The organism is Streptomyces sp. NPDC001544, from assembly GCF_042894285.1.
Lineage (GTDB): Bacteria > Actinomycetota > Actinomycetes > Streptomycetales > Streptomycetaceae > Streptomyces.
Genome location: NZ_JBIAVN010000006.1, coordinates 151183 through 175153, shown reverse-complemented (window position 1 = coordinate 175153; position 23971 = coordinate 151183). Strand labels below are relative to the sequence as shown.

The window sequence follows — 23971 nt, the reverse complement described above, 5'->3', positions numbered from 1 at the left end:
CGTGAAGGGTGACCGCGTGGAGATAGTCGTGGACGCGGGGGACACGACACGGACGTACGAGGTGGTCGCGAGCCGGGCGGGCCGCCGAGTGGAGACGGCGGTACGGCGGGGTGTGGTCGAAGTGAGCGAAGTCACTCGGTGGGGGTCCCCCCACGCCCTTGAGGCAGTGGGGGAGGCAGCGTGGTCCGCACGGCCCGTTTCATGGCGAACAGGGTCCTGGCCCTGGTCGAACAACCGGTGCCGCGCGAGGACAGCTCGGAAAACCAGGGACACTCCGGGCGTCCCCTCAGGGAAGACCCCGAGACGTAGGGCCGCATCTCCACCCAGGGGAGTACTCCGCAGGTGACGGCTCATCCTTCGGGAGGCCCGTCAATCGGTACGACGGCATGACGCCCGCCGTCGCCGACCCGCCTAGATTGGGGGTCAAGCGGCGGGTGCAGCACTCGTCCCCCGAGGTCAAGCCACCCGCCGCTGCCAAGGACAACTGAAACGGTCAGGAGAGGGACCATGGCCCACACGGCTCCGCGGACACTCATCCGCACATCGGCACGCACCGCGCGCCCCCGCCGTACCGGCCGTCGCCACCCACTGGTGGCGACCGCGATGGTCCTCCCCCTGGCGGCCCTGCTCGTCTACGCCTTCGGCGGATGGGAAGCAGTGGTCACACAGGCGTCGTCCGTGGGTGTGATGCTGGGGCGCTGAACAGCGACCCCAGGCCCGGAAGAGCGGTCCGGGCGGGGACATCCACCCATGAAACCCCGTGGGGACGGGGGTGCGGCGGACGGCACGGATGCCGGCGCAGCTGGGGAGCTGCGCCGGCATACACCCCCTGCGCCTGAACCGGCGCCGCTTTCGCGGACGTGGTTGGTGCCTGTGGGGGTTGCTCAATCATTGGTTGCGGTCCAGACGGGCTCGTCGTGTCTCCGCGTAGCTGCGGGCGGTCGTGCCTCCCCCAGGCACCCCGTCGGCGCCGGGCCGCACGCCCCACCCGCAGCGCCCCGGGCAACACTCAACCTGGCCCACCGCACCCACGTACCCTTCGCAGAAACGTCGCCGCGTTCCAGAGGACCCCGTGCCCGCAGACCTCCTGCTGCCGCAGCTGACCGCGAAGGTCGCCGCCGCCGCCCACCCCGGCGCAGCCTCCTGTGCCTGCGGAACCGCCCCCGTCACCCTCGCCGACCGCCCCGACGTCACCGTCGTCCGGCACGCCGGAATCGTCGCGAAGGCCCACGCGCCGGACACGGACCCCGCCGAGCTGACCCAGCGCCTCGCCACCGCCTCCCGCCTGCCGGACATACTCCTCGCGCCGATCGGCCCGGCCCCGGTCACCGTGAACGACCGGTTCGTCACTTTCTGGCCGTACGGCACCCCCGTCGACCCGGACGATCCGGACGCCGCCCCCTGGGAAGCCGCCGCCACCCTCCTCGCCCGCCTCCACCGGGCGCCCGCGCCCAGCACCGCGCCCCCGATGCGCGGCCCCGCCAAGGCCGCTCGTGCCCTGGCCAGGCTCCGGGCGGCCCTCGCCGGGGAAGACCACCCCGCCGCACGCCCCGTCCTGCGCGCCTGGGCCGCCCTCCCCGCGTGGGCCCGCGCCGAGGCACCCATGCCCGGCACCGCCGCCCTCTGCCACGGCGACCTGCACCTCGGTCAGCTCGTCCGGCACCCCGCCCCGGACGGCTCCTGGCGTCTCATCGACATCGACGACCTCGGGGTGGGCGTCGCGGCCTGGGACCTCGCCCGTCCCGCGGCCTTGTACGCCTGCGGACTCCTCCCGCCCGAGGAGTGGGCCCGCTTCCTCGCCGCTTATCGCGCCGCGGACGGCCCGGCCGTGCCCCCGGACGGTGACCCCTGGCCCGCCTTGGACGTCCCGGCCCGTGCCCTCACCGTCCAGACCGCCGCCCTGGTGATCAGCAAGGCCCGTGCCGCGGACCGGCCGCTGGACGAGGTGGAGCAGTCCGTCGTCGACGCCTGCGCGCGGATGGGTTCCCTGCCGCCCGAGTTGTCGCACGGATTCCCGAAGTAAGGTGCAACCGACCGGGGCCGCACGGAGTCTGTCCTGGGGAAACGCGAAGCAGGACCAACCGGCGAGGAGTTGAGCCGATCAATGAAGTGCCCCAAGTGCCATGCGGAGATGCACACGTACAACCGCAACGGCGTCCAGATCGAGCAGTGCAGCGGCTGTCGCGGCATCTTCCTGGACTACGGTGAGCTGGAGGCCCTCACGCGGCTGGAGTCCCAGTGGTCCCAGCCCGCTCCTCCGCCTCCGCCGGCCCCGCAGGCCTACCCGGCCCCGCCGGCCCCCGCCTGGGGCGCTCCGTACGGCGGCGGTCATGGTGGCCACGGGGGCCACTACGGCGGTCACGGCGGCCACCACCGTCACAAGAGCTTCGGCCACATGCTGTTCTCCAGCTGAGCCCATCGGATCTACCGGCATCCACCGGCATCCACCGGGCGCACGACGAAGCCCCCGGCCGTACGAGACGGCCGGGGGCTCCGGTGTGCGTGGACGATACTGGGATTGAACCAGTGACCTCTTCCGTGTCAGGGAAGCGCTCTCCCGCTGAGCTAATCGTCCGGGATGCTGCGTGCGCGATACTGGGATTGAACCAGTGACCTCTTCCGTGTCAGGGAAGCGCTCTCCCGCTGAGCTAATCGCGCGGGTACGGATCGTGCCGAAGGTGCGGGCAGATCCCGTGGACGATACTGGGATTGAACCAGTGACCTCTTCCGTGTCAGGGAAGCGCTCTCCCGCTGAGCTAATCGTCCTTGGAGGTGGAGACGGGATTTGAACCCGTGTAGACGGCTTTGCAGGCCGTTGCCTCGCCTCTCGGCCACTCCACCAGGAGTGTGCAGGGGACCGGGAAGTCCCCTCTCCTTCGAGCGGACGACGAGGTTCGAACTCGCGACCTCAACCTTGGCAAGGTTGCGCTCTACCAACTGAGCTACGTCCGCCTGTCGGTTCGGACCGCTTGCGCGTCCCGGCGACGTGTTGAACTCTAGCGGATTCCCGGGCCAGCACAAAAACGCGTTTGCGCAGCGTGCTGCGCTGCGCCCGGGAGACGCCGTGGTCAGGCCACCTGCGGGGACACCTCAGGGTCTCCCGCGCGACACCCGCCATAGACTCGGCCGTGTGCTCGACCTGCCCCCTCTCGCCCGCTTCGGCGACCGCCTCGCCACCGGTCTCCTCGATGTGACCAGTGACCCGGCGGCGCTGGACTCCACCGGTTTCTGGGCCGTCTGCGCCGACTTCGAAGGCCGTCTGACCTGCGCCCGCTTCGCGGACGTGAGGGAGCGAGCGGTGCCCGCGCCGGTGCCGGGGAGGTGGCGCGGCCCGGCCGTGGACGCCTGGACGTCGTCGCTCGACCGCGACGCGTACACCGCGGCCGTACGCCGGATCCGCGCGCACATCGCGGCCGGCGAGGTCTACCAGGCCAACCTCTGCCGCGTCCTGACCGCGCCCGTCGGTCCCGACGCCGATGTGGACGCCCTCACGGCCCTGCTGGCGCGCGGCAACCCGGCCCCGTATGCAGGAACGATTCGCCTTCCGGGTCACGGCGTGGAGATCGCCACCGCCTCGCCCGAGCTGTTCCTGCGCCGGGACGGGCGGACGGTCGAGTCCGGGCCGATCAAGGGCACCGGGCGCACCGAGGCGGACCTCCTGGAGAAGGACTACGCCGAGAACGTGATGATCGTCGACCTGGTCCGCAACGACATCGGGCGTGTCTGCGCCACCGGTAGCGTCACCGTCCCCGATCTCTGCGCCGTGGAGAAGCACCCCGGTCTGGTCCATCTCGTCTCCACGGTCCGCGGCGAACTGCGCGACGGCGCCGGCTGGCCCGAACTGCTCGCCGCCGCCTTCCCGCCCGGCTCGGTCACCGGCGCCCCCAAGTCGAGCGCCCTGCGCATCATCGACGCCCTGGAGACGGCACCCCGCGGCCCGTACTGCGGTGGCATCGGCTGGGTCGACGCCGACCGGGGCACGGGCGAGCTGGCCGTGGGCATCCGTACCTTCTGGATCGACCGCACGCAGGGCGTCCTGCGATTCGGCACCGGCGCCGGGATCACCTGGGGGTCCGACCCCGAAGGGGAGTGGCGGGAGACCGAACTGAAGGCGTCCCGCCTGCTCGCGGTAGCGTCGGGGGTGTACGAGGAGAGTGGAGGGGCGCTTACATGAAGATCTGGCTGGACGGTGGGCTGCAGGACGTCGACACCGCCCGTGTCTCCGTCTTCGACCATGGGCTGACCGTGGGCGACGGCGTCTTCGAGACGGTCAAGGCGGACCACGGCAAGCCGTTCGCGCTCACCCGGCACCTCGACCGCCTCACCCGCTCGGCCCGGGGCCTCGGACTGCCCGACCCCGACCACGACGAGGTACGCCGCGCCTGTACGGCCGTCCTCGAGGCCGATCCCGTGCCCTTGGGCCGGCTGCGCATCACCTACACCGGCGGCCACGGACCGCTCGGCTCGGACCGCGGCGACCAGGGCCCGACGCTGGTGGTCGCCCTGGGCGCGACCAGCCGCCGCCCCGACTCCACCGCCGTGATCACCGTCCCCTGGACCCGCAACGAGCGGGGTGCCCTCACCGGCCTGAAGACGACCTCGTACGCCGAGAACGTCGTCGCCCTCGCCCGCGCCCACGAACAGGGGGCGTCCGAGGCGCTCTTCGCCAACACGGTCGGCCGACTGTGCGAGGGCACGGGGTCGAACGTGTTCGTCGTCCTGGACGGAGAGATCCACACCCCGCCGCTCGCCTCCGGCTGCCTGGCCGGCATCACTCGGGCGCTGACCGTGGAGTGGACCGGCGCCAGGGAGACCGATCTGCCGCTGGACGTCCTGGAGCGCGCCGACGAGGTCTTCCTGACGTCCACGCTGCGGGACGTGCAGGCCGTGCACCGGGTCGACGGCCGGGAGCTGCCCGGCGCCCCCGGGCCGGTGACCGCCAAGGCCATGCGGGTCTTCGAAGAGCGCTCCGGGCACGACCTCGACCCCTGAGGGCCCGGTGAAACGGGCTGACGTGGTCCTTCGCGGTGGGTAGAACACCTCTGATGACGACGACCCTGCGGCCGACCGAGCCGCTTCAGCAGCACCCGGACGGAACACGCTCGCGGCGCTACCAGGTGTGTGTCAACGGCCGCCCGGTGGGTGGAGTACGCGTCTCCACCCACCCCGAGTACGGGCACGGCGTGGCCCGTCTCGAAGACCTGCGCATCGAGGAACCGGACCGCGGGCGGGGCCGGGGCACGGTGGCGGTGCTCGCCGCCGAGGAGGTCGCTCGTGGCTGGGGGTGCCGGCGGGTCGAGATATCCGTGCCCGAGGAGTCCGCCGCGGCGCTCCGGCTCGCCACGGCGCTCGGGTACGTGCCGCGCAACCGGAACATGGCCAAGCGCCTGGTCGGCCCACCGCCCGAACTGCCCCCCGGCAGCACGGCCCGGCCCATGTCGGAGGCCGAGTTCGGCCCGTGGCTGGCGGACGACCGGGAGCGCTTCGCACGCAGCATGATCACGAGGGGCGTGTCCGAGGCGGAGGCGTACGCCAAGGCGGACGAAGGGCACGTCCTGCTCCTGCCGGACGGGCTGGCCACCGCGAACACGCTGATCAGCGTCCTGGAGCAGGACGGGACCCCGGTCGGCACCCTGTGGGTCGGGCTGGAGATGGCGCTGTGGCCGGACGCCGCCTACGTGCTCAACGTCGAGGTGCGCGAGGAGCAGCGGGGTCGCGGCCACGGACGGACACTGATGCTGCTGGCGGAGGCGCAGGGGATCGGCGCCGGCAAGGGCCGCATCGCCCTGAACGTCTTCGCCGGCAACACCCCGGCGGAGCGGCTCTACTCGGCCCTGGGCTACGAGCCGACCGCGCACCACCTCTACAAGGAACTGTGCTGAGAACCCTGAGCGGGCCGGTTCCGGGCGGGCGCTGAGCACTCGCTGACAGAGCGCGCCGAGGAACCGCGGAAGGCTTCTGTCACGGCGCCTGGGCGTCCCCGGCCAGCAACCGGTCCGCGATCTCCTCGACCCGCTCGCGCAGGCCTTCCTGGCTCTTGCCCCCGTCGAGGCGTTCGCCTCCGATGACGTACGTCGGGGTGCCGGTGACGCCGATGGCCTTGCCCTCGGCCTGGTCGGCGTCGACGATCAGGATGTGCCGGCCGTCGATCAGGGCGGTGTCGAACTCCTCGGCGTCCAGTCCGAGCTCCCGGGCCACCTCGACCAGGAAGGGTTCTCCCTTACGGTCCAGTTCCTCGACGCGGGCCAGGACCGCCTCGACGTACGCCCAGCCCCGCCCCTGCTCCAGCGCCTCCTCGGCGGCCTGCGCGGCGGCGAAAGCGTGCTTGTGCTTCTCCAGCGGGAAGTGCCGCAGCCGCAGCTCCAGCCGGTCGCCGTAGCGGGCGCGCAGGGCGCGCAGGTCGGCCAGGGCGGTGCGGCAGTCAGGGCACTGGAGCTCGCACCAGACGTCCAGGACGGGGACGGCGGTGCGCGCGGGGGAGGGGTCGCTCATGAGCACCAGTCTCCCAGTCCGGACCCCACCGGCCCAATCGGCCCCGATCGGCCCCGTGCGCCGCGACCGGCACCTGCGGAGGAGGTGACCCGGAGATGTCCCTGATGTCGGGCCGGGGCATGGCTTCGCAGGTACCGGGCGGTGCACGATGGAGTGGACAGGGTGCCGTGACCGAGCCGCCAGGAGGACCGGATGATTGCCGAGACCGTCTGCTCCGCCGTCTCCGCGGCCGGCCTGGGCATCGCGGTGGTCACCGCGTACCGCAGGCGTTTCCTGGCCGCCGCCCGGATCGCGGCCTACTCGCTCGTGCCGGTGGGACTGGTGATGACCGGCGTCGTCGGCTGGCTGGCCGACACCGCGTTCAGCCCGACGGCCTGGGCGGGCTTCGGGGTGCTGGGCGCGGCCTGGGCCCTGTTCGCGACGACACGGGCCGTGGAGCGCCGACGCGGGGGCACCCGTGCCGAGCGCAAGGCGGCCAGGGGGGCGAGCCGCGAGGCGGTCGCCCCGACGGCCTCGGCGCCCTCCCTCGGCCCGGCCGCCGGCCCGGCCCCCCGGCCGGCCGCCCGCCCCGCCGCGGCCCCTCGCGCCGGTGACTCCACGGACGACTTCAGCGACATCGAGGCCATCCTCAAGAAGCACGGCATATGACGTCGTCGGACAACTGCTCACAGGACACAGATCGTCTCGGGCGTGCCCTCAAATGATCACTGCTGGGCCGGAACCGAACCGACATCGATGAATTCGGCGAGCTCCCGCTCATTCCTAGCGTGTTGATCGCGGCGCGGGTGCCCTCTGGTCCATCATCGCCGCGAGATGCTGGACACGTCAGAGAGCGAGGCCGCGCCGCCGAAGGACGAGCCGCGCGGATGCCTCTTCGCCCTTTCCCAGCCACCGCTGATGATCTTCCTTGCGGTGATCGGGTGTCTGCTCCTCATGGCTGCGCTGCACGATCTGCTGTTGCTGTGAGCCGTACACGCCCGTCCCCGGCGTCACCCGCCGGGGGCGGCGTCGACACCGGGCGACCGCCTCGGCGTCAGCCGGCCGCTTCCTTCCGGCGGGCCCGGTAGGCGGCCACGTGCAGCCGGTTCCCGCAGGTCCTGGAGTCGCAGTAGCGACGCGAGCGGTTCCGGGAGAGGTCGACGAAGGCCCGTCGGCAGTCGGGTGCCTCGCAGCGCCGCAGCCGCTCCTGCTCCCCGGCCACCACGAAGAACGCGAGTGCCATCCCGCAGTCGGCGGCGAGGTGGTCGGCCACCGAGGCGCCGGGCGCGAAATAGTGCACATGCCAGTCGTAGCCGTCGTGATCGGTCAGCTGGGGGGTGGTGCCGGCGGCGGCGACCAGCTCGTTGATCATCCCGGCGGCGGTCCGGGCGTCCGACGCGGCGAAGACCCCCGCGAACCGCCCGCGGACCTTACGCACCGCCGACAGGTCGAACTCCGAGAGCGTCCCCACACCGCTGATCTCGTGCTTCCGTACGAAGTCCGCCAGAGCCGCGACGTCCGGCAGCCCGTCCGTCGCCGCGTCCTCCTCCGGCACGGTGTTCACCAGATCCACCACGGTGTCGAGGGCACACCGGGTGTCGTGGGTGATCAACACGTTTCGCTCCCTGGCCTGGGGGTCGGGCGGGCGCCCGCCGATGCTGGCCGATGGTAGCGACATCCACGCGCACCGCACCCGGCCCCGCCCCGTAATCGGCTGCCGGTAGAACGCCTGCGCGCCGGCCGTCGTTCCCGTCCTGCCGCGGTTCCGCCCGGCGGGAGAGGGTCGCACACCGACGCCGTCCCCGTGAACACGTACGGTGACGGCGCCGGTCATGCCGTATGCGGTTGTCCTGGCCCGAGAGCCGCCCGAGCCGTCTCCCCGAGTTGGACGGCGTCGGCCGGCTTCGAGATCCCGCGACCTAGCTTTCCGCCAGGATGTGCGAGAGCTCCTGATCCAGATCGAAGTGCCGGTGTTCCGTGCCGGGCGGCACGGCCGCGTCCGTCCGCTTCAGGAAGGACTCCAGGGCCCGCGCCGGGGCCTCGAGCAGGGCTTCCCCCTCCGGGGAGCTCAGGGCGATGCACACGACGCCCTGACCATGACTCCGGGACGGCCAGACGCGGACGTCGCCGGTGCCGGTGGGACGATGAAGCCCCTCGGCGAGGAGGTCGCGGGCGAACACCCACTCGACGGTCTCCTCGGCTCCGGTGTGGAAGGTGGCGTGCACGGCGTAGGGGTCGGCCGTGTCGTACCGCAGGCCTGCGGGGACAGGCAGGGAGGACTCGCTCGACACAACGAGGCGCAGGTGCAGCTCGCAGCTGACCGTGGTGTTCATAAGCGCCAGGGCCTTTCGCTCAGTGTGCGCTCGGGGATTCGCACGTCGGCGAAATCGACATGCCACCTACGGTGCCGTTGTAAACCCCTCTGAGTGTTTTGCGTGTGTTTACGTAACTCTTACGGCCGAGGGTGGGTCTGGGACGTACGCCCATTCCGGTGATTGGTTTCGCTCCGGTAGGGTTTGGTCGTATGAATACGGGGAGTAACGAGCCTGGAGGGGTTGCTGTCGCGTCGGACGAGGCGGAGGAGATGAAGGACCGGGCACGGGACGAGCGGGGACTCGGATCGAGGGCACCGGAATTCATCAAGGCCCGGCGTGCACTGCACCTGAGCTGGCAGGTCGGCGTCTTCGTCGTCGGGCTGGCGGTCGTGACGGCGGGGATCGTCATGCTGCCGCTGCCCGGGCCGGGCTGGGTCGTGATCTTCGGTGGCATGGCCATCTGGGCGACCGAGTTCGTCTGGGCCCAGCTCGTGCTCCGCTGGACCAAGCGCAAGGTCACCGAGGCCGCGCAGCGAGCGCTCGACCCGAAGGTGCGCCGCCGGAACATCATCCTGACCTCGGTCGGGCTGGTGGTCGTGGGTGTCCTCGCAGGGATCTACCTGTGGAGGTTCGGCTTCGTGATGCCCTGGAAGATCGGCAGCCAGTGACCGGCCGAGGGCCGTCCCGACCGGGGCCGGGCAGCCGGAGCCGGGCGGCGGCCCCTGCCCGTGGTCGGAGGTGCTCGCCGGATCGGGTAATGTTCTTCCTGCGCCCGGGCGATTAGCTCAGTGGGAGAGCGCTTCGTTCACACCGAAGAGGTCACTGGTTCGAACCCAGTATCGCCCACCACCCGGAACCGACGGCCCACCTGCGACACCGCAGGTGGGCCGCGGTCGTACCCCCCCGGCCGCGCCGCTCCGGCCCCCGCCCTCGGGTACCGCCTGCGGATGTGGGCCGCGGGCACGCGAGTGGCGGAAACGGGCCACCGCTGGGCCTCGCCACCTGCGCCCATGAGGGTGGTTCGTGGCCCATTTCCTCCGATTGCCGCACGTTGTGAGTCCTGGGGCCGGTGTGACCGGAGTCGTCCGGTGGGTCCGGTGGGCGCCGAACGGCGGGTCCGGTGAACCGGCGGTCCGGCCGGGCCCGCTGAGTCGCGCCGCGGTTTCCGTCGCCCCTTCCCGCGCCCGTGTCCTCCCCTCGGCGCCGTCACCTGCGACGTCCCCGATCCGCCCGCGCCGGCGCGCCGATCCCGCGGTACGCCGCCGCGAGAAAATCCTGTCCGAATCATTGACGCACCCCGGACCCCTCCGTACCTTGTGCCAGCAAGCGCTTACTTGAAACGATTCATGACTGCCCACGAGGCTTCGGGGAGGCCCAACAGTGGTGACCGGCGCGAATGTTGAGAGGCGTACGATCCTGAAGGCGGCCGGGGCCGGGGCGGCCGCGCTCGGGCTGGCCGCCACGACGGGCTGCGGGGGCGACAGCGGATCCGGGGACGGAACGGTCACGATCCGTTACTCCTGGTGGGGTGCGGAGGACCGCGCTCAGCGCATCAACAAGACCATCGCCCTCTTCGAGAAGAAGTACCCGAAGATCAAGGTGAAAACGGACTTCCAGCCGTACACCGACTTCTGGAAGAAGTTCAACACCCAGGCCTCCGGCGGAAATCCGCCGGACGTCTTCCAGAACGCCATAGGTTTCCTGCGCAAATACGACGCCAAGAATGTGCTGCTCGATCTCAACGAGCAGGTCCAGGCGGGCCACCTTTCCATGGACGGATTCCGGGCCGGGCTGGCGAAGTTCGGCGAGATCGACGGAAAGCTCCTCGGAGTGCCGGTCGGCTCCAACTCGATGGCACTGGTCATCGACAAACCCGTCTACACCAAGGCCGGCATCAAGCCGGAACAGGGTTGGACCTGGAGCGACTACCACGCGGCGATGAAGAGGATCCGCACCAGGACGGGGCGCGCCGGCGACACCGGCCCGTACAACATCATGTACCTGTACGACCTCTACCTGCGCCAGCACGGCAAGGCGTTCTTCACCGAGGACGGACTCGGCTTCACCGAGGCGGACCTGACGGACTGGTGGACCCAGGCCAAGAAGGGGGTGGAGGAAGGCATCTACGCCGACGTGAAGAAGGTCGACCAGATCAAGCCCAAGTCGGCGGTCACCGGTGAACTCTCCGGCGGCGAGTTCACCTGGGACAACTTCACCGTCCGCTACACCTCCGAGGGCAAGAGCGAGTACGGCCTCGCACCCATCCCCACCACGGACGGCAAGAAGACCGGCCAGTACCTCGGGTCCCTCATGCTCAGCGCCTCCAAGCGCACCCAGCACCCCAAGGAAGTCGCCCAGTTCATCGACTTCATGGTGCACGACCCCCAGGTCGCCAGGATCATGGGCTACGACCGCGGGGTCCCCGCGACGCAGGCCCAGTACGACGCGTTCAAGCCGACCGACCCGGTCAACAAGGCGATCGCCGCCTACGAGGAGTCCCTCGTCAAGGCGGGTGTCCTGGAGCCCATCACCCCGCACCCCAGCGGAGCGGACATCTGTGAGGCCGCGTTCCTGCGCATCGGTGAGGAGCTGGGGCTGGGCAAGCGCTCGGTGGACGACGCCGTCAAGCAGTTCTTCACCGAGTCGAAGACGGCTCTCAGCAGCTGATGGGAAGCGCCGTGACACATGCCCCTGCGAGGGAGGGCCTGTCCAAGGACTCCGAGCCGCGGCACGGTCCGGTGAAGTCCGAGCGCCCCGCCGCCCTCAAGCGGCGGCGGCGCCGGGAGAACCTGGCCGGCTATCTCTTCATGTCCCCGTGGATCGCGGGTTTCCTGCTGCTCACAGCGGGCCCGATGGTCGCTTCGCTCTACTTCGCCTTCACCGACTACAACCTGTTCGACCCGCCCAAGTGGATCGGCCTCGACAACTTCTCCGAGATGTTCGGCGATCCGCGCTGGCGCCACTCCGTGCGGGTGACGCTGTGGTACGTGGCCGTCGGCACGCCGCTCAAGCTTCTCGCGGCCCTCGGCGTGGCGCTGCTCCTGGCCCAGAAGCGGCGGGGACAGGCCTTCTACCGAGCCGCCTTCTACGCCCCGTCGCTGATCGGGGCGAGTGTCTCGGTCGCGATCGTCTGGAAGGCCATCTTCTCGGACGACGCGATCGTCGACCGTACGCAGAAGCTCTTCGGTGTGCATGCCGGCGGCTGGACCGGCGACCCGGACCTGATCGTCTACAGCCTGGTGGCGCTCACCGTCTGGCAGTTCGGCGCCCCCATGGTCATCTTCCTGGCCGGCCTGAAGCAGGTCCCGCGCGAGTTGTACGAAGCGGCCGAGGTCGACGGGGCGGGCAAGCTGCGGCGGTTCTGGAACATCACCCTGCCGATGATTTCCCCGGTCCTCTTCTTCAACGTCCTGCTGGAGACGATCCACTCGTTCCAGATCTTCAGTTCCGCGTACATCGTCGGTGGAGGCGCCGGAGGCAACGCCTGCGGCCCCGCGGACGGCTCGATGGTCTACACCTGCTATCTCTACGTCCAGGGCTTCGAGAACAGCCGGATGGGTCTCGCCTCTGCCATGGCCTGGATGCTTCTCGTCGCGGTCGCCCTGGTGACGGCGGTGCTGTTCTGGTCCCAGAGGCGCTGGGTGCACTACGAGGAGGGCGCCTGATGAGCTCCCCCGATCTCTCGACCCCACTCGGCCCGGGGGCACCCCCGCCGGCCACTGACATCGAGCCGGCCGCCTCCACGAGGGCGGGCAGCATCCGGCGCAGGCTGCCCGGTTCCCTCGCCTGGCACCTCAGGTCGCTGCTGGTCCTCGCGGTGATCCTCTATCCGGTGATCTGGCTCGTCGGCGGCTCCTTCAAGAAGAGCGAGGACATCGTCGGCAGCCTGGACCTCTTCCCGGGGGATCCGGTCACCTCGAACTACACACGGCTGAGCAAGGGCATCGCCGACATCTCGATCTCCACCTTCTTCTTCAACTCGCTGACGCTCGCGATCGGCTCGGTGGTCGGGATCCTGCTGTCCTGCTCGCTGACGGCGTACGCCTTCGCGAGGATCAGGTTCGCGGGCCGCAACGTCCTGTTCACCCTGATGATCGGCACCCTCCTGTTGCCGTACCACGTGCTGCTGATCCCGCAGTACGTGCTGTTCCGCAACATGCACATGATCAACACGTACACCCCGCTCCTGCTCGGCAAGTACCTGGCCACGGAGGCGTTCTTCGTCTTCCTGATGATGCAGTTCATGCGCAACCTGCCCAAGGAGCTCGACGAGGCGGCCCGCCTGGACGGCTGCGGGCACCTGCGCATCTACCGGTCCATCGTGCTGCCGCTGTGCCGTCCGGCTCTGATCACCAGCGCGATCTTCACCTTCATCAACTCCTGGAACGACTTCATGGGGCCGCTGATCTACCTCAACGAGCCCGACAAGTACACGGTCTCCCTCGGTCTGAAGATGTTCGTGGACCAGGAGGGCGTGGCCGACTACGGCGGGATGATCGCCATGTCGCTGGTCGCGCTGCTGCCGGTGCTGCTGTTCTTCCTGGCCTTCCAGCGGTACCTGATCGACGGCATGGCGACCTCCGGACTGAAGGGCTGAGGGACCGATGGCCGAGGTACGTGCCAAGGCGCGCAGGGAGTCCGTGTTCGCCGAGCGGTTCGCGGTCTTCGCCGAGTGCCTGCTGACCGGTGTGTGGATCGCGGTGGCCTCGCTCGGAGTCGTCACCTATCCGGCCGCCTTCGCCGCCGGCGCCCGGCACCTGCGGCGCCGTACCACCCACCAGGGCGGAGGCTGGCGGGAGTTCGCCCGGGACTTCCGGACGGCCGCGCGCGGCGGCTGGGCCGTGGGGCTCGCCGGGTGGGGCGCGGCGGCCCTGGTGTGGGTGGATGTCCAGGCGGTGCGCGCCGGGCTGCCCGGCGGCCCGCTCGCCGGGGCGATGGGGCTGTTCGCGCTGCTCGGCGCCGCCGTCGCCGGGATGCGCGCGGCGGCCGTCTGGGCTCCGGACGCCACCTGGCGGACCCTGCTGGCCGCGGCCGGCCGGCGTACGGTCCTCGATCCGGCCGGATCCTTCCTGCTCGTCGGCGGAACGGTCCTCGTCGCCTGTTCCGCCCTGTTCATCGCACCGCTGGCGGTCCCCGCGCTGGGGGCCGTCGCGGCGGCGGCCGTCGCCGTGGAGGAGCGGTACCGGCAGCGCTGACGCGTTGGTGCCCGCCTATCGGCTCGCCGCCCCGGGCGCCGCGCCTGTCTGTCATGTCCCTGACCATCGCACCGCGTGTGAAAGGAAAGCCATGTCGCCCATTCCCCGCAGGTCCCTCCTCAAGGCGGCCGCCGTCGCCGGAGCCGCCGCCCGGTTCAGCTGGGCGCTGGGGGCCCAGGACGCGCAGGCGGCGCCGAGCGGCGCGGCCGCCGACTCCGACCCGGTGACCCTCGACTGGCTGGAGGACGGCGGCCTCGGCGCCGCACCCGGGTCCACCGTCGGCGTGCCCTGGCCCATGGGCGCGTACCAGGAGGACCAGACCTTCGCCGTCACGGACGCCGACGGCAAGGTCGTGCCCGTGCAGTCCTGGCCGCTCGCCCACTGGCCCGACGGATCCCTCAAATGGACGGCACACGCCGTGAGTTCCGGCTCCGGCAAGCTCACCCTCCGGGCCGGCACCCCCGAGGCCCCCGCGAAGAAGGTCACCGTCGACAGGAGCGGCGGCACCATCGACGTGTCGACCGGCGTCATCACCGCGAAGATCGCCAAGAACGGCTCCATGATCATCAAGTCCGTCACCCGCGGTTCGACGGAGATCGCCAAGAACGGCCGGCTGGTGCTCGTCCGCCAGCCCGAGATCGAGGACGAGGACCAGGGCTCGGTGAAGACCGAGCGCTTCGACGGCGCGATCTCGTCGGTCACGGTCGAGCAGGAGGGCCCGGTCCGCGCCGTCGTCCGCGTCGACGGCAAGCACCGCAGAGGCAGCCGCGGCTGGCTGCCCTTCTCCCTCCGCCTCTACTTCTATGCCGGCGCCGACTCCTTCCGCATGGTGCACACCATCACCTACGACGGCACCCAGGAGCCCGGCAAGGCGAGCGGGGACTTCATCCGCGGCCTCGGCGTCCGCTTCTCCGTACCGATGCGGGACGCCGCCTACGACCGGCACATCCGCATCGGCGGCGAGGGCACCGGCCTGCTGCGCGAAGCCGTCCAGGGCATCACCGGACTGCGCCGCGACCCGGGCGCCGCCGTGCAGTCGGCCCAGTACGAGGGCAGGAAGCTGCCCGACCCGTCCACCTGGGACCAGCGGGTCACCACCCGCCTCCAGTACATCCCGCACTGGGGCGACTACACCCTCTCCCAGCTCTCCGCCGACGGCTTCACCCTGCGCAAGCGCACCAGGAAGGGCTACGGCTGGATCGGCGCCGGAGGCGGCAGACGGGCCTCCGGATTCGGGTACGTCGGCGGGGCGAGCGGCGGACTCTCCTTCGGGCTGCGCGACTTCTGGGAGAAGTTCCCCGCCCAGCTCGACATCCGCGACGCCCACACCGACGAGGCCACCGTCACCCTCTGGCTCTGGTCGCCCGAGGCCCAGCCCATGGACCTGCGCTTCTACCACGACGGCATGGGCCAGGACACCTACGCCGAACAGCTCGAAGGCCTCAACATCACCTATGAGGACTACGAGCCGGAGTTCGGCACCCCGTACGGCATCGCCCGCACCTCCGAACTGCTCTTCTGGGCCAACGACTCCACCCCGAACGCCGAGACCCTCGCCGAGCAGGTGAACGCCGTACGCGTGCTGCCGCAGCTCGCCGCCCCGCCCCGGCAACTCATCAAGGCCAAGGTCTTCGGCCCCGGCCTGTACTCCGAGCCCGACCGCTCCACCGCCGCCAAGGCGAAGATCGAGGACCACCTCGACTTCCTCTTCACCTACTACAAGGACCAGGTGGAGCAGCGCCGCTGGTACGGCTTCTGGGACTACGGCGACATCATGCACACCTACGACTCCGCCCGGCACGTGTGGCGCTACGACATCGGCGGCTACGCCTGGGACAACTCCGAACTCTCGCCCGACCTCTGGCTCTGGTACGCGTATCTGAGAAGCGGCCGGTCCGACATCTTCCGCTTCGCCGAGGCCATGACCCGGCACACCGGCGAGGTGGACGTCTACCACCTCGGCGAGTGGGCGGGCCTCGGCACGCGGCACGGGGTGCAGCACTTCGCCGACAGTGCCAAGCAGCAGCGCATCGCCAACACCACCTACCGCCGCTTCTACTACTTCCTCACCGCGGACGAGCGCGTCGGCGACCTCATGCACGCCAACGTCGACTCCGACGAGACCTTCCTCGTCCTCGACCCGCAGCGCAAGGTCCGCACCACCCCCTACACACCCGACCGGCACGCCCTGTCGATCGGCTTCGGCACGGACTGGAGCGGCCTGGTGTCGGCCTGGCTCACGGAGTGGGAACGCAAGGGACCCAAGTGGGAGAAGGCCAAGGCACGCGTACTGTCGACCATGGAAGGAATCGCCGCCCAGCCCAACGGCTTCGTCCAGGGCAGCGGCCTGTACGACCTGGACACCGGTAGGTTCGCCGTGGCGGACACCCCGGTGGTCTCCGTGTCCCACCTGTCGGCCGTCTTCGGCCTGAACGAGCTGTGCGCCGAGCTGATCCACCTGGTCGACATGCCGAAGTTCAAGCAGGCCTACCTCGACTACTGCCGCTACTTCAACGCCACCAAGGCCGAGCAGAAAGCGCGCTACGGCTCCGACTTCGGCTCCCTGCTGCTGTTCCAGGGCCACTCGCGCCTCGACGCGTACGCCGCCGTGCAGACCGGTGACCAGGCCCTCGCCCAGCGCGCCTGGACCAAGTTCTACGGCTCCGACGGCTACACCGAGTCCTCGCCCTGGAAGACGGAGAAGCTGAGCGGCCCCGTCACCCTCGTGCCCGGCAGCGAGGCGAGCTGGGTGTCCAGCAACGACACGGCGCTCTACGGCCTCGCGGCCATCGAGAACCTGGCCCTGCTGGGCGACAAGATGCCCTCCTAGGACACGGCCGCCCTCGTACGACGTGATGGGGGAGCGCCGTCGCACGGGCGGCGGCGCTCGTCCTCCGCGTGTGGGCCGCGTCACCACACGGTGCATGAACTACGCGTTTGCAGCTGACCGAGCCCGGCCAGGGAAGACTCGGTCCATGGACTGGACCCATTACCGCTTCACCAGCCTCTGGTCCCTGCCCGCGGGGCCGGCCGCGGTGTACGCGGCGCTCGAGCGACCCGAGGACTACCCCCGCTGGTGGCCGCAGGTGCGCTCGGTCATCCGGCTCGACGGCGGCAGCGGGGTCTTCACCATTCGCTCCCTCCTGCCGTACGACATGACCTTCACCGCCCGCGAGACACGGCGGGACCCGGCAGCCGGCGTCCTGGAGACCGCCCTGTCCGGCGACATCGAGGGCTGGGCCCGCTGGACGGTCTCACCCGACGGCCCGGGAACGCTCGCGCGGTACGACCAGGCCGTCGACGTGACCAAGCCGCTGCTCAGGCGGCTCGCGGTGCCGGGACGCCCCGTGTTCCGCGCCAACCACCGGCTGATGATGCGGGCCGGGCGGCGGGGGCTGCTGCGGTACCTGGAAGCGGTTTGAAGGAAGCCCGCGGGGACCTGTATTGTTCAGTGCGTTCCCGGGCGATTAGCTCAGTGGGAGAGCGCTTCGTTCACACCGAAGAGGTCACTGGTTCGAACCCAGTATCGCCCACCGGGAAAGAGCCGGTCCGCAACAGCGGGCCGGCTCTTTTGCCCTGGGTCGGCGCGCGGATCTCCGCGGACGGCAGCGCCCGGATCACCGAGGTCTTCGCCACTGTCGACGGCCACCGCGCCCCCTGGGAACCCAGTGACCCCTCGCGCCCGGCGGGCCCCTCAGCCGTGTCCGGCGGATCATGCCGCAGACGCGGGGCTTGGCACGCCCACCTGCGGCGTTGCCGTCGGTTGCCGACTCCCTCATGCTCGAACGAGCTCGCGCGGAGGCACCCCCATTCACCCCGCCCGGCAGCGCCGATGAGGCACGGCCGGTTTCCTGTGACCTGATCTGCCGGACAGGCCCTACGCCGCCATCGGCAACTCCGGCCGGACCGGCCAGGACTGATCGACCGTCTCCTCCGAACCGCTGCGCGCGAACCACGCCTGCAGCCCCCGCGCCTGCGCCGCGTGCCAGTTGGCCTGGAGGGTGTGCAACTCGGCCGGGGACAGCCGCTCCAGCCTGGTCGCGAAACGGCGCCCCACCGCCCGTACGACCTCCAGAGCCGCCACCGCGTCCGCCCCCGCGTCGTGCGCGCCGTCCAGGGTCACGCCGTAGTGCCCGCACAGGTCCGTCAGGGTGCGGCGGCCCTTGCGGTAGCGGTCGAGATGCTTGTCGAGCACCCGCGGGTCCAGCACCCGCAGCGGCGACGCCTCGAACCAACGGTCCAGCGAGGACGCCCGGTGCCGGCGCAACTCCCGGTCCAGCAGGGTGAGATCGAACGGCGCGTTCATCACCACCAGCGGACGGCCCAGCGCGGCGTGCTCCGCCAGCTCCTCGGCTATCTCGTACATCACCGGCGCCGGCCAGCGGCCGTTGCGCTGCAGATGCTCGTCCGTCAGACCGTGCACCGCCGTCGCCGCCTCGGGCACCGGGACACCCGGGTTCACCAGCCAGCGCGTCACCCGGGGCCGGACGCCCGGGGCGTCCTGGACCACGACGGCGGCCGACACGATCCGGTCGGTCTCGACGTCCACGCCCGTCGTCTCCGTGTCGAAGGCGGCCAGCGGCCCCTCGTACCAGAACGTCATACGACCACAACTCCTCACCCACCGACGGCAGCTGACATGCCGTCTTCTGCCTGTTTGGTGATACCCGGGCTGTTTGCGCCGTACGCCGGAAGGACACAACACCAGTACGGGTCTTTGCAGTTCAGCGGGCCCGCAACGGGGAATCACCTGGCGTGGAAGGCTCTTGGTCATGGCGATAGCGCAGCCCGAGCGGGGCGGGCTGCTGCCCGAACGCACGGGCCCCCTTCGCGGCACACTCGCCACCACCGCCTGCATGGAGACACTGCAGGTCGGCTATCTGCACGCGGTCGCCGCGGCGGCGGGCTGCTCGCTGTCGCAGCCGTTCCCGGACAACGGCATCGACTGGCACGTCAGCCACAGCGCACCCGGGCACACCGTCGACGACGAGGTGACCATCAAGGTGCAGCTCAAGTGCACGTACCAGATCCCGCCCAACCCTCCGGGCCGCTCCTTCTCCTTCACCCTCGACAACGACCACCTGCGCAAACTCGCCCGCACACCGGTCTCGGTGCACAAGATCCTGGTCGTCATGCTCGTGCCGCGGTCCCAGGACGACTGGCTGCGCGCCGGCCACGACCGCCTCGACCTCAGACACTGCTGCTACTGGGTCAACCTCGCCGGCCACCCCGTCACCGGACGGAACCGGACCACCGTGCGGATACCTACCTCGCGCATCTTCGACGACCGGGCGCTCTGCGAGATCATGACGCGGGTCGGGACAGGAGGCAGACCATGACGCACCGCCCCCTGGGCGAGCCCCCACGGCAGTTCAGGCCGCATCCGGACGGGCCTGCCGCCGCCCCCTGGGACCGTGCCCCCGAGCCCGCCAGGGTCGACCCGGCCGTGCTCAGCGCCCTGCTGCACCGGCACGGCTGGCAGCGGCGCGGCGGAGCGGCCGGACGCTACGGCCGCTGGACCCCGCCCGGACCGGGCGGCAACGGCACCAGCCTGCTGGTGCCCGAGAACCGTGCCTTCCCCGACAGCGACGACCTGCTCGGCGAAGCGCTGTTCGCCCTCGCCCGCAGCAGCACTCCCTCCGCCCGCGAGGTGCTCCTCGCCCTCGCCGTGCCCAGCGACGAGATCCACTGGGAGCGGGACGTGCCCAGCGGTCCCGCGGGCGCCGCCCCCTGGACCGTCGAGGAGCGGCTGCGCACCGCCGCCCGCCAGATGCTCCTCGCGGCCGGACTCGCCACCCGGGCGCGGGCCGGCTACCACGGCGCCCGGCACCGGCGGTCGGCCGCCGCGCTGCTGGACGACGTCCTCGTCGGCCCGGCCGCCTCGGGCCGCACCCTCACCGCCTTCGTCCCCGTCGGCGCCGCACGCCCTCTCGCCGTCCGCCTCCACCAAGCCCTCCACGCCGCCCGCGAGGCCATCGACTACCAGCGCGCCACCGGCGGCATGGACGCCTTCGACGGCGCCGTCGAGGCCGGCGTCAGCCGCGAGCTGACCGACGCCCTCATCGCCCTCGTGCACGGGACCGAGGGGGCCCGGATCGCCGTGGAGTGGGCGCCGGCCGCCGGTGTCCCCGAGGGGTGCGCGGCCTCGGCCGAACCCGTCGAGTTCTCGCCCGGCGACCTGCCCGCCCTGCGCGAGGCCGGGGCCCGCTATCTGCGCGAGGAACCCTCGGTCCCGGTGCGGATCACCGGGACGGTGGTCCGGATGCGCAGGTCGGGACCGCGGGGCGAGGGCACCGTACGCCTGCGGGTGATCGACGGCGCGGAGGTGCCGCACGTCCGCGTCACCCTGGACGAGGAGGACTACCGCACCGCCGGGCACGCCCACCTCGTCGGACTGCCGGTGCGGGTGCACGGGCGGCTGGAGAGCCGGGGCGGCTTCCGCAGGCTCACCGGCGCCTGCGGGGTCGTACCCGTACAGGTGGACGACGCCGAGCGGGACCAGCTGCTGAAGTCCCTCCATGAGAACCTCGACTTCTTCGAGGAGGCCTGCGGAGCCGAGGACAGGCCCTAACCGTTTCGCGGTCGGCCGTCCGGGGTCGGTACGATCGCGTCATGCGCGCGCTCCCGGTGTGGCGCCGCATCCACCTTCAGTCAGGAGAGACCGGTGTCAGACGTCCGTGTGATCATCCAACGCGATTCCGAGCGGGAAGAGCGCGTGGTGACGACGGGCACTACGGCTGCGGAGCTGTTCGCCGGCGAGCGGTCGGTCATCGCCGCGCGGATCGGGGGCGAGCTCAAGGACCTCTCCTACGAGGTCCGGGACGGCGAGAGTGTCGAGGGCGTCGAGATCTCCTCCGAGGACGGCCTGAACATCCTGCGCCACTCCACCGCGCACGTCATGGCGCAGGCCGTGCAGGAGCTCTTCCCCGAGGCGAAGCTGGGCATCGGCCCGCCCGTCAAGGACGGCTTCTACTACGACTTCGACGTCGAGAAGCCGTTCACACCCGAGGATCTCAAGGCCATCGAGAAGAAGATGCAGGAGATCCAGAAGCGGGGGCAGAGGTTCTCCCGCCGTGTCGTCACCGACGAGGCCGCCCGCGAGGAACTCGCCGACGAGCCCTACAAGCTGGAACTGATCGGCCTCAAGGGCTCCGCCTCCGTTCAGGATGGCGCCGACGGCGCGGACGTCGAGGTCGGCGCCGGCGAGCTGACGATCTACGACAACCTGGACGCCAAGACCGGCGACCTGTGCTGGAAGGACCTCTGCCGCGGTCCCCACCTGCCCTCCACCCGGCTCATCCCGGCGTTCAAGCTGATGCGCAACGCGGCCGCCTACTGGCGCGGCAGCGAGAAGAACCCCATGCTCCAGCGCATCTACGGCACCGCCTGGCCGTCCAAGGACGAGCTGAAGGCGTACCTCGACTTCCTCGCCGAGGCCGAGAAGCGCGACCACCGCAAGCTCGGCAGCGAGCTCGACCTCTTCTCGATCCCCGAGCAGATCGGCTCCGGCCTCGCCGTCTTCCACCCCAAGGGCGGCGTCGTCCGCCGCGTGATGGAGGACTACTCGCGCCGCCGCCACGAGGAGGAGGGCTACGAGTTCGTCTACACCCCGCACGCGACCAAGGGGAAGCTCTTCGAGACGTCCGGGCACCTGGACTGGTACGCCGACGGCATGTACCCGCCCATGCAGCTCGACGAGGGCGTGGACTACTACCTCAAGCCCATGAACTGCCCGATGCACAACCTGATCTTCGACGCGCGCGGCCGCTCCTACCGCGAACTGCCACTGCGCCTCTTCGAGTTCGGGACCGTGTATCGGTACGAGAAGTCGGGCGTCGTGCACGGTCTTACCCGCGCCCGGGGCTTCACGCAGGACGACGCGCACATCTACTGCACCCGCGAGCAGATGGCGGAGGAGCTCGACAAGACGCTCACCTTCGTCCTCGGCCTGCTCCGTGACTACGGCCTGACCGACTTCTACCTGGAGCTCTCCACCAAGGACCCGGAGAAGTTCGTCGGCTCCGACGAGGTCTGGGAGGAGGCCACGGAGACCCTCCGGCAGGTCGCCGAGAAGCAGGGCCTGCCGCTCGTGCCCGACCCGGGCGGCGCCGCCTTCTACGGTCCGAAGATCTCCGTCCAGACCAAGGACGCCATCGGCCGCACCTGGCAGATGTCGACCGTGCAGCTCGACTTCAACCTGCCGGAGCGCTTCGACCTGGAGTACACGGGGCCGGACGGGTCCAAGCAGCGCCCCGTGATGATCCACCGGGCCCTCTTCGGCTCGATCGAGCGGTTCTTCGCCGTGCTGCTCGAGCACTACGCGGGCGCCTTCCCGGCCTGGCTCGCCCCCGTGCAGGCGGTCGGCATCCCGATCGGGGACGCCCACGTCGAATACCTGGAGAAGTTCGCGACCGCCGCGAAGAAGCAGGGCCTGCGGGTCGAGGTGGACTCCTCCTCGGACCGTATGCAGAAGAAGATCCGCAACGCCCAGAAGCAGAAGGTGCCCTTCATGGTCATCGCGGGCGACGAGGACATGTCGGCCGGCTCCGTGTCCTTCCGCTACCGCGACGGCTCGCAGGAGAACGGCATCCCGTTCGACGAGGCCATCGCCAAGATCGCGAAGGTCGTGGAGGAGCGGACGCAGGTCTGACAGCCACGATCGAGGAGGCCCGTGGGGGACTTTCAGTCCCCCACGGGCCTCTCCTCGTCCTCGTCCAGGGTGAACCGCTGCATCAGCCACGAGGAGAACGACCCCGTCACCGCGCCCAGCAGGGCCAGCCCGCAGCCCATCAGGACGACCGCGACCAGCCGCCCCGGCAGCGTCACCGGGACGGCGTCGCCGTAGCCCACGGTCGACAGGGTGGCGGCCGCCCACCACAGCGCGTCGCCGAACGTGCGGATCGTCGTCCCGGGGGCCGCCCGCTCGAAGCGGTACACCGAGAGCGAGGAGGCGAAGCCGAGCAACACGGCCGACAGGCCCGCGTACAGCATCACCCGCGCCTGCAGGGGCCTGCGGGGCCGACCCGGGCGACGCTCCTGCAAGGCGTCGTAGACCCGTGCGATCCGCACCGGCCGCAGCAGGGGCAGCACCACGACCACCGTGTCCAGCCAGTGCCGGCGGACGAAGCCCACCCCCTCCCCGCTCAGGCGCCAGCGGACCGCATAGTCGATGACGAACAGTGCCCAGCACCCGGCCAGCACCGCCAGAGACAGATCGGGCAGCGGCTCGGGCAGGTCCTCTCCGAGGACCCACACCGCGTACGAGCCGAGATAGAGCAGGGACGCCACACCCAGTGGATAAGCCACCCGCTGCTCCCAGCGGGCCGTACGGCTGTCGTCGTCCATGGCCACAGCTTCGCCCTGGACCGCTTCGCGAGCGCCCCGGCGACACGCCGGGATCAGGCGAAGCCATATGCTGCCTTGCATGACGAGTGAGCCGGAACAGCAGATCGGAGTGGGGACGCAGGACGCGTTCCAGCGCCTGTGGACACCCCACCGGATGGCCTACATCCAGGGCGAGAACAAGCCGACCGGCCCGGGAGCCGGCGACGGCTGCCCCTTCTGCTCCATCCCGGCCCAGTCGGACGAGGACGGGCTGGTCGTCCGGCGCGGTGAGCACGTGTACGCGGTGCTCAACCTCTACCCGTACAACGGTGGTCACCTGATGACCGTTCCGTACCGTCATGTCGCGGACTACACGGAGCTCACCGCTTCGGAGACCATGGAACTGGCCGAGCTGACCAAGCAGGCGATGACGGCCCTGCGCACCGCGTCCGGCGCGCACGGCTTCAACATCGGGATGAACCAGGGCACCGTGGCGGGCGCCGGTATCGCCGCCCACCTCCACCAGCACATCGTGCCCCGCTGGGGCGGCGACACGAACTTCATGCCGGTGGTCGGCCACACGCGGGTGCTGCCGCAGCTGCTGGCGGACACCCGGAAGATGCTGGCGGAGGCCTGGCCCAGCGTGTGACGGCAGCGGGGGATCCC

General features: G+C 70.6%; 24 protein-coding genes, 7 tRNA genes and 1 pseudogene. 22 read left to right on the top strand and 10 right to left on the bottom strand.

What is annotated here, in order from left to right; translation table 11 throughout:
- Position 1 precedes the first annotated feature (1 nt).
- The 4 genes and pseudogenes from ACFY0F_RS18035 to ACFY0F_RS18020 all read left to right on the top strand — a co-directional run bounded on the left by ACFY0F_RS18035 (position 2) and on the right by ACFY0F_RS18020 (position 2413).
- Positions 2–309: pseudogene (locus ACFY0F_RS18035) on the top strand (hypothetical protein).
- Positions 310–507: 198 nt separating this feature from the next.
- Complete coding sequence (locus ACFY0F_RS18030; protein ID WP_388794519.1) at positions 508–702, top strand: hypothetical protein; 195 nt, start codon at positions 508–510, stop codon at positions 700–702.
- A 370-nt stretch (positions 703–1072) separates the two neighbouring features.
- A complete protein-coding gene (locus tag ACFY0F_RS18025; protein ID WP_388794516.1) occupies positions 1073–2023 on the top strand; it encodes a phosphotransferase in 951 nt (316 codons plus the stop codon).
- 81 nt (positions 2024–2104) lie between these two features.
- Entirely contained in the window at positions 2105–2413 is a 309-nt protein-coding gene (locus ACFY0F_RS18020) for a zf-TFIIB domain-containing protein (protein WP_388794513.1), read from the top strand.
- A 90-nt stretch (positions 2414–2503) separates the two neighbouring features.
- Here the strand turns inward: ACFY0F_RS18020 and ACFY0F_RS18015 are convergent.
- The 5 genes from ACFY0F_RS18015 to ACFY0F_RS17995 all read right to left on the bottom strand — a co-directional run bounded on the left by ACFY0F_RS18015 (position 2504) and on the right by ACFY0F_RS17995 (position 2952).
- Positions 2504–2575: transfer RNA gene (locus tag ACFY0F_RS18015), tRNA-Val, on the bottom strand.
- An 11-nt stretch (positions 2576–2586) separates the two neighbouring features.
- Positions 2587–2658, bottom strand: a tRNA-Val gene (locus tag ACFY0F_RS18010).
- 36 nt (positions 2659–2694) lie between these two features.
- Positions 2695–2766 (bottom strand) — tRNA-Val (locus ACFY0F_RS18005).
- Between the two features lies 1 nt (position 2767).
- Positions 2768–2841, bottom strand: a tRNA-Cys gene (locus tag ACFY0F_RS18000).
- Positions 2842–2879: 38 nt separating this feature from the next.
- Positions 2880–2952, bottom strand: a tRNA-Gly gene (locus tag ACFY0F_RS17995).
- A gap of 178 nt (positions 2953–3130) precedes the next feature.
- On the opposite strand from ACFY0F_RS17995, the gene ACFY0F_RS17990 reads away from it, so the two are divergent.
- Genes ACFY0F_RS17990 through ACFY0F_RS17980 form a run of 3 tightly spaced genes read left to right on the top strand, consistent with a single transcriptional unit; the run spans position 3131 to position 5882 of the window.
- The gene (locus tag ACFY0F_RS17990) at positions 3131–4174 is read left to right on the top strand and encodes a chorismate-binding protein (protein ID WP_388794510.1); all 1044 of its coding nucleotides are present in this window, start codon (positions 3131–3133) and stop codon (positions 4172–4174) included.
- Positions 4171–4992, top strand: coding sequence for an aminotransferase class IV (locus tag ACFY0F_RS17985; RefSeq protein WP_388794507.1), 822 nt, complete (start codon positions 4171–4173; stop codon positions 4990–4992). The genes ACFY0F_RS17990 and ACFY0F_RS17985 overlap by 4 nt, the downstream gene beginning before the upstream one ends.
- Before the next feature lie 53 nt (positions 4993–5045).
- Positions 5046–5882 (top strand): GNAT family N-acetyltransferase, encoded by an 837-nt coding sequence (locus ACFY0F_RS17980; protein ID WP_388794504.1) that lies wholly within the window; start codon positions 5046–5048, stop codon positions 5880–5882.
- A 79-nt stretch (positions 5883–5961) separates the two neighbouring features.
- On the opposite strand, the gene ACFY0F_RS17975 is transcribed toward ACFY0F_RS17980, so the two are convergent.
- Positions 5962–6492: a DsbA family protein gene (locus tag ACFY0F_RS17975; RefSeq protein ID WP_388794501.1), complete on the bottom strand. Its 531-nt coding sequence runs from the start codon at positions 6490–6492 to the stop codon at positions 5962–5964.
- 192 nt (positions 6493–6684) lie between these two features.
- On the opposite strand from ACFY0F_RS17975, the gene ACFY0F_RS17970 reads away from it, so the two are divergent.
- Together ACFY0F_RS17970 and ACFY0F_RS17965 are read left to right on the top strand one after the other, a co-directional pair.
- Positions 6685–7140 (top strand): hypothetical protein, encoded by a 456-nt coding sequence (locus ACFY0F_RS17970; protein ID WP_388794498.1) that lies wholly within the window; start codon positions 6685–6687, stop codon positions 7138–7140.
- Positions 7141–7305: 165 nt separating this feature from the next.
- Positions 7306–7458 carry a hypothetical protein gene (locus tag ACFY0F_RS17965; protein ID WP_167747935.1) on the top strand — a complete coding sequence of 51 codons (153 nt, stop codon included), beginning with the start codon at positions 7306–7308 and terminating at the stop codon, positions 7456–7458.
- A 67-nt stretch (positions 7459–7525) separates the two neighbouring features.
- Here the strand turns inward: ACFY0F_RS17965 and ACFY0F_RS17960 are convergent, their stop codons facing one another.
- Together ACFY0F_RS17960 and ACFY0F_RS17955 are read right to left on the bottom strand one after the other, a co-directional pair.
- Positions 7526–8086 carry a CGNR zinc finger domain-containing protein gene (locus tag ACFY0F_RS17960; RefSeq protein ID WP_388794495.1) on the bottom strand — a complete coding sequence of 187 codons (561 nt, stop codon included), beginning with the start codon at positions 8084–8086 and terminating at the stop codon, positions 7526–7528.
- Positions 8087–8390: 304 nt separating this feature from the next.
- The gene (locus ACFY0F_RS17955) at positions 8391–8804 is read right to left on the bottom strand and encodes an SsgA family sporulation/cell division regulator (RefSeq protein ID WP_004002642.1); all 414 of its coding nucleotides are present in this window, start codon (positions 8802–8804) and stop codon (positions 8391–8393) included.
- A 191-nt stretch (positions 8805–8995) separates the two neighbouring features.
- On the opposite strand from ACFY0F_RS17955, the gene ACFY0F_RS17950 reads away from it, so the two are divergent.
- The 9 genes from ACFY0F_RS17950 to ACFY0F_RS17910 all read left to right on the top strand — a co-directional run bounded on the left by ACFY0F_RS17950 (position 8996) and on the right by ACFY0F_RS17910 (position 17514).
- On the top strand, positions 8996–9454 hold the full coding sequence (locus ACFY0F_RS17950; protein WP_388794492.1) for a TIGR02611 family protein: 459 nt from the start codon (positions 8996–8998) through the stop codon (positions 9452–9454).
- A 106-nt stretch (positions 9455–9560) separates the two neighbouring features.
- A tRNA-Val gene (locus ACFY0F_RS17945) sits at positions 9561–9635 on the top strand.
- 531 nt (positions 9636–10166) lie between these two features.
- Positions 10167–11453 carry an ABC transporter substrate-binding protein gene (locus ACFY0F_RS17940; protein WP_388794489.1) on the top strand — a complete coding sequence of 429 codons (1287 nt, stop codon included), beginning with the start codon at positions 10167–10169 and terminating at the stop codon, positions 11451–11453.
- Positions 11453–12451, top strand: a complete 999-nt coding sequence (locus ACFY0F_RS17935) for a carbohydrate ABC transporter permease (protein ID WP_388794486.1) — start codon at positions 11453–11455, stop codon at positions 12449–12451. The genes ACFY0F_RS17940 and ACFY0F_RS17935 overlap by 1 nt, the downstream gene beginning before the upstream one ends.
- Complete coding sequence (locus ACFY0F_RS17930) at positions 12451–13383, top strand: carbohydrate ABC transporter permease (protein ID WP_388794483.1); 933 nt, start codon at positions 12451–12453, stop codon at positions 13381–13383. The genes ACFY0F_RS17935 and ACFY0F_RS17930 overlap by 1 nt, the downstream gene beginning before the upstream one ends.
- 7 nt (positions 13384–13390) lie before the next feature.
- Positions 13391–13981: a hypothetical protein gene (locus tag ACFY0F_RS17925; RefSeq protein WP_388794480.1), complete on the top strand. Its 591-nt coding sequence runs from the start codon at positions 13391–13393 to the stop codon at positions 13979–13981.
- Between the two features lie 91 nt (positions 13982–14072).
- Positions 14073–16811 carry a Tat pathway signal sequence domain protein gene (locus tag ACFY0F_RS17920; protein ID WP_388794477.1) on the top strand — a complete coding sequence of 913 codons (2739 nt, stop codon included), beginning with the start codon at positions 14073–14075 and terminating at the stop codon, positions 16809–16811.
- Between the two features lie 145 nt (positions 16812–16956).
- Positions 16957–17403 carry an SRPBCC family protein gene (locus ACFY0F_RS17915; protein WP_388794473.1) on the top strand — a complete coding sequence of 149 codons (447 nt, stop codon included), beginning with the start codon at positions 16957–16959 and terminating at the stop codon, positions 17401–17403.
- Positions 17404–17442: 39 nt separating this feature from the next.
- Positions 17443–17514: transfer RNA gene (locus ACFY0F_RS17910), tRNA-Val, on the top strand.
- Positions 17515–17858: 344 nt separating this feature from the next.
- Here the strand turns inward: ACFY0F_RS17910 and ACFY0F_RS17905 are convergent.
- Positions 17859–18584: a 3'-5' exonuclease gene (locus tag ACFY0F_RS17905; protein ID WP_388794470.1), complete on the bottom strand. Its 726-nt coding sequence runs from the start codon at positions 18582–18584 to the stop codon at positions 17859–17861.
- Positions 18585–18753: 169 nt separating this feature from the next.
- Between ACFY0F_RS17905 and ACFY0F_RS17900 the strand changes: the two genes are divergently transcribed.
- From ACFY0F_RS17900 to thrS, 3 genes are all read left to right on the top strand, one after another.
- On the top strand, positions 18754–19320 hold the full coding sequence (locus ACFY0F_RS17900; protein ID WP_388794467.1) for a DUF4365 domain-containing protein: 567 nt from the start codon (positions 18754–18756) through the stop codon (positions 19318–19320).
- Entirely contained in the window at positions 19317–20552 is a 1236-nt protein-coding gene (locus ACFY0F_RS17895) for a hypothetical protein (RefSeq protein ID WP_388794464.1), read from the top strand. Before ACFY0F_RS17900 ends, ACFY0F_RS17895 begins: the two co-directional genes overlap by 4 nt.
- Before the next feature lie 93 nt (positions 20553–20645).
- Entirely contained in the window at positions 20646–22631 is a 1986-nt protein-coding gene (gene thrS / locus ACFY0F_RS17890; RefSeq protein WP_388794461.1) for a threonine--tRNA ligase, read from the top strand.
- A 32-nt stretch (positions 22632–22663) separates the two neighbouring features.
- Here the strand turns inward: thrS and ACFY0F_RS17885 are convergent, their stop codons facing one another.
- Positions 22664–23326, bottom strand: a complete 663-nt coding sequence (locus tag ACFY0F_RS17885; RefSeq protein WP_388794458.1) for a potassium channel family protein — start codon at positions 23324–23326, stop codon at positions 22664–22666.
- Positions 23327–23393: 67 nt separating this feature from the next.
- On the opposite strand from ACFY0F_RS17885, the gene ACFY0F_RS17880 reads away from it, so the two are divergent.
- Positions 23394–23954 carry an HIT family protein gene (locus ACFY0F_RS17880; protein WP_388794455.1) on the top strand — a complete coding sequence of 187 codons (561 nt, stop codon included), beginning with the start codon at positions 23394–23396 and terminating at the stop codon, positions 23952–23954.
- The last annotated feature ends 17 nt before the right edge of the window (positions 23955–23971 follow it).

What these genes read in the sequence shown, in the direction of transcription:
- ACFY0F_RS18030 (WP_388794519.1), top strand. Translation starts at nt 508, where the DNA reads ATGGCCCACACGGCTCCGCGGACACTCATCCGCACATCGGCACGCACC.
- ACFY0F_RS18020 (WP_388794513.1), top strand. Translation starts at nt 2,105, where the DNA reads ATGAAGTGCCCCAAGTGCCATGCGGAGATGCACACGTACAACCGCAAC.
- ACFY0F_RS17985 (WP_388794507.1), top strand. Translation starts at nt 4,171, where the DNA reads ATGAAGATCTGGCTGGACGGTGGGCTGCAGGACGTCGACACCGCCCGT.
- ACFY0F_RS17980 (WP_388794504.1), top strand. Translation starts at nt 5,046, where the DNA reads ATGACGACGACCCTGCGGCCGACCGAGCCGCTTCAGCAGCACCCGGAC.
- ACFY0F_RS17975 (WP_388794501.1), bottom strand. Translation starts at nt 6,492, where the DNA reads ATGAGCGACCCCTCCCCCGCGCGCACCGCCGTCCCCGTCCTGGACGTC.
- ACFY0F_RS17970 (WP_388794498.1), top strand. Translation starts at nt 6,685, where the DNA reads ATGATTGCCGAGACCGTCTGCTCCGCCGTCTCCGCGGCCGGCCTGGGC.
- ACFY0F_RS17965 (WP_167747935.1), top strand. Translation starts at nt 7,306, where the DNA reads ATGCTGGACACGTCAGAGAGCGAGGCCGCGCCGCCGAAGGACGAGCCG.
- ACFY0F_RS17955 (WP_004002642.1), bottom strand. Translation starts at nt 8,804, where the DNA reads ATGAACACCACGGTCAGCTGCGAGCTGCACCTGCGCCTCGTTGTGTCG.
- ACFY0F_RS17950 (WP_388794492.1), top strand. Translation starts at nt 8,996, where the DNA reads ATGAATACGGGGAGTAACGAGCCTGGAGGGGTTGCTGTCGCGTCGGAC.
- ACFY0F_RS17935 (WP_388794486.1), top strand. Translation starts at nt 11,453, where the DNA reads ATGGGAAGCGCCGTGACACATGCCCCTGCGAGGGAGGGCCTGTCCAAG.
- ACFY0F_RS17930 (WP_388794483.1), top strand. Translation starts at nt 12,451, where the DNA reads ATGAGCTCCCCCGATCTCTCGACCCCACTCGGCCCGGGGGCACCCCCG.
- ACFY0F_RS17925 (WP_388794480.1), top strand. Translation starts at nt 13,391, where the DNA reads ATGGCCGAGGTACGTGCCAAGGCGCGCAGGGAGTCCGTGTTCGCCGAG.
- ACFY0F_RS17920 (WP_388794477.1), top strand. Translation starts at nt 14,073, where the DNA reads ATGTCGCCCATTCCCCGCAGGTCCCTCCTCAAGGCGGCCGCCGTCGCC.
- ACFY0F_RS17915 (WP_388794473.1), top strand. Translation starts at nt 16,957, where the DNA reads ATGGACTGGACCCATTACCGCTTCACCAGCCTCTGGTCCCTGCCCGCG.
- ACFY0F_RS17905 (WP_388794470.1), bottom strand. Translation starts at nt 18,584, where the DNA reads ATGACGTTCTGGTACGAGGGGCCGCTGGCCGCCTTCGACACGGAGACG.
- ACFY0F_RS17900 (WP_388794467.1), top strand. Translation starts at nt 18,754, where the DNA reads ATGGCGATAGCGCAGCCCGAGCGGGGCGGGCTGCTGCCCGAACGCACG.
- ACFY0F_RS17895 (WP_388794464.1), top strand. Translation starts at nt 19,317, where the DNA reads ATGACGCACCGCCCCCTGGGCGAGCCCCCACGGCAGTTCAGGCCGCAT.
- ACFY0F_RS17885 (WP_388794458.1), bottom strand. Translation starts at nt 23,326, where the DNA reads ATGGACGACGACAGCCGTACGGCCCGCTGGGAGCAGCGGGTGGCTTAT.
- ACFY0F_RS17880 (WP_388794455.1), top strand. Translation starts at nt 23,394, where the DNA reads ATGCTGCCTTGCATGACGAGTGAGCCGGAACAGCAGATCGGAGTGGGG.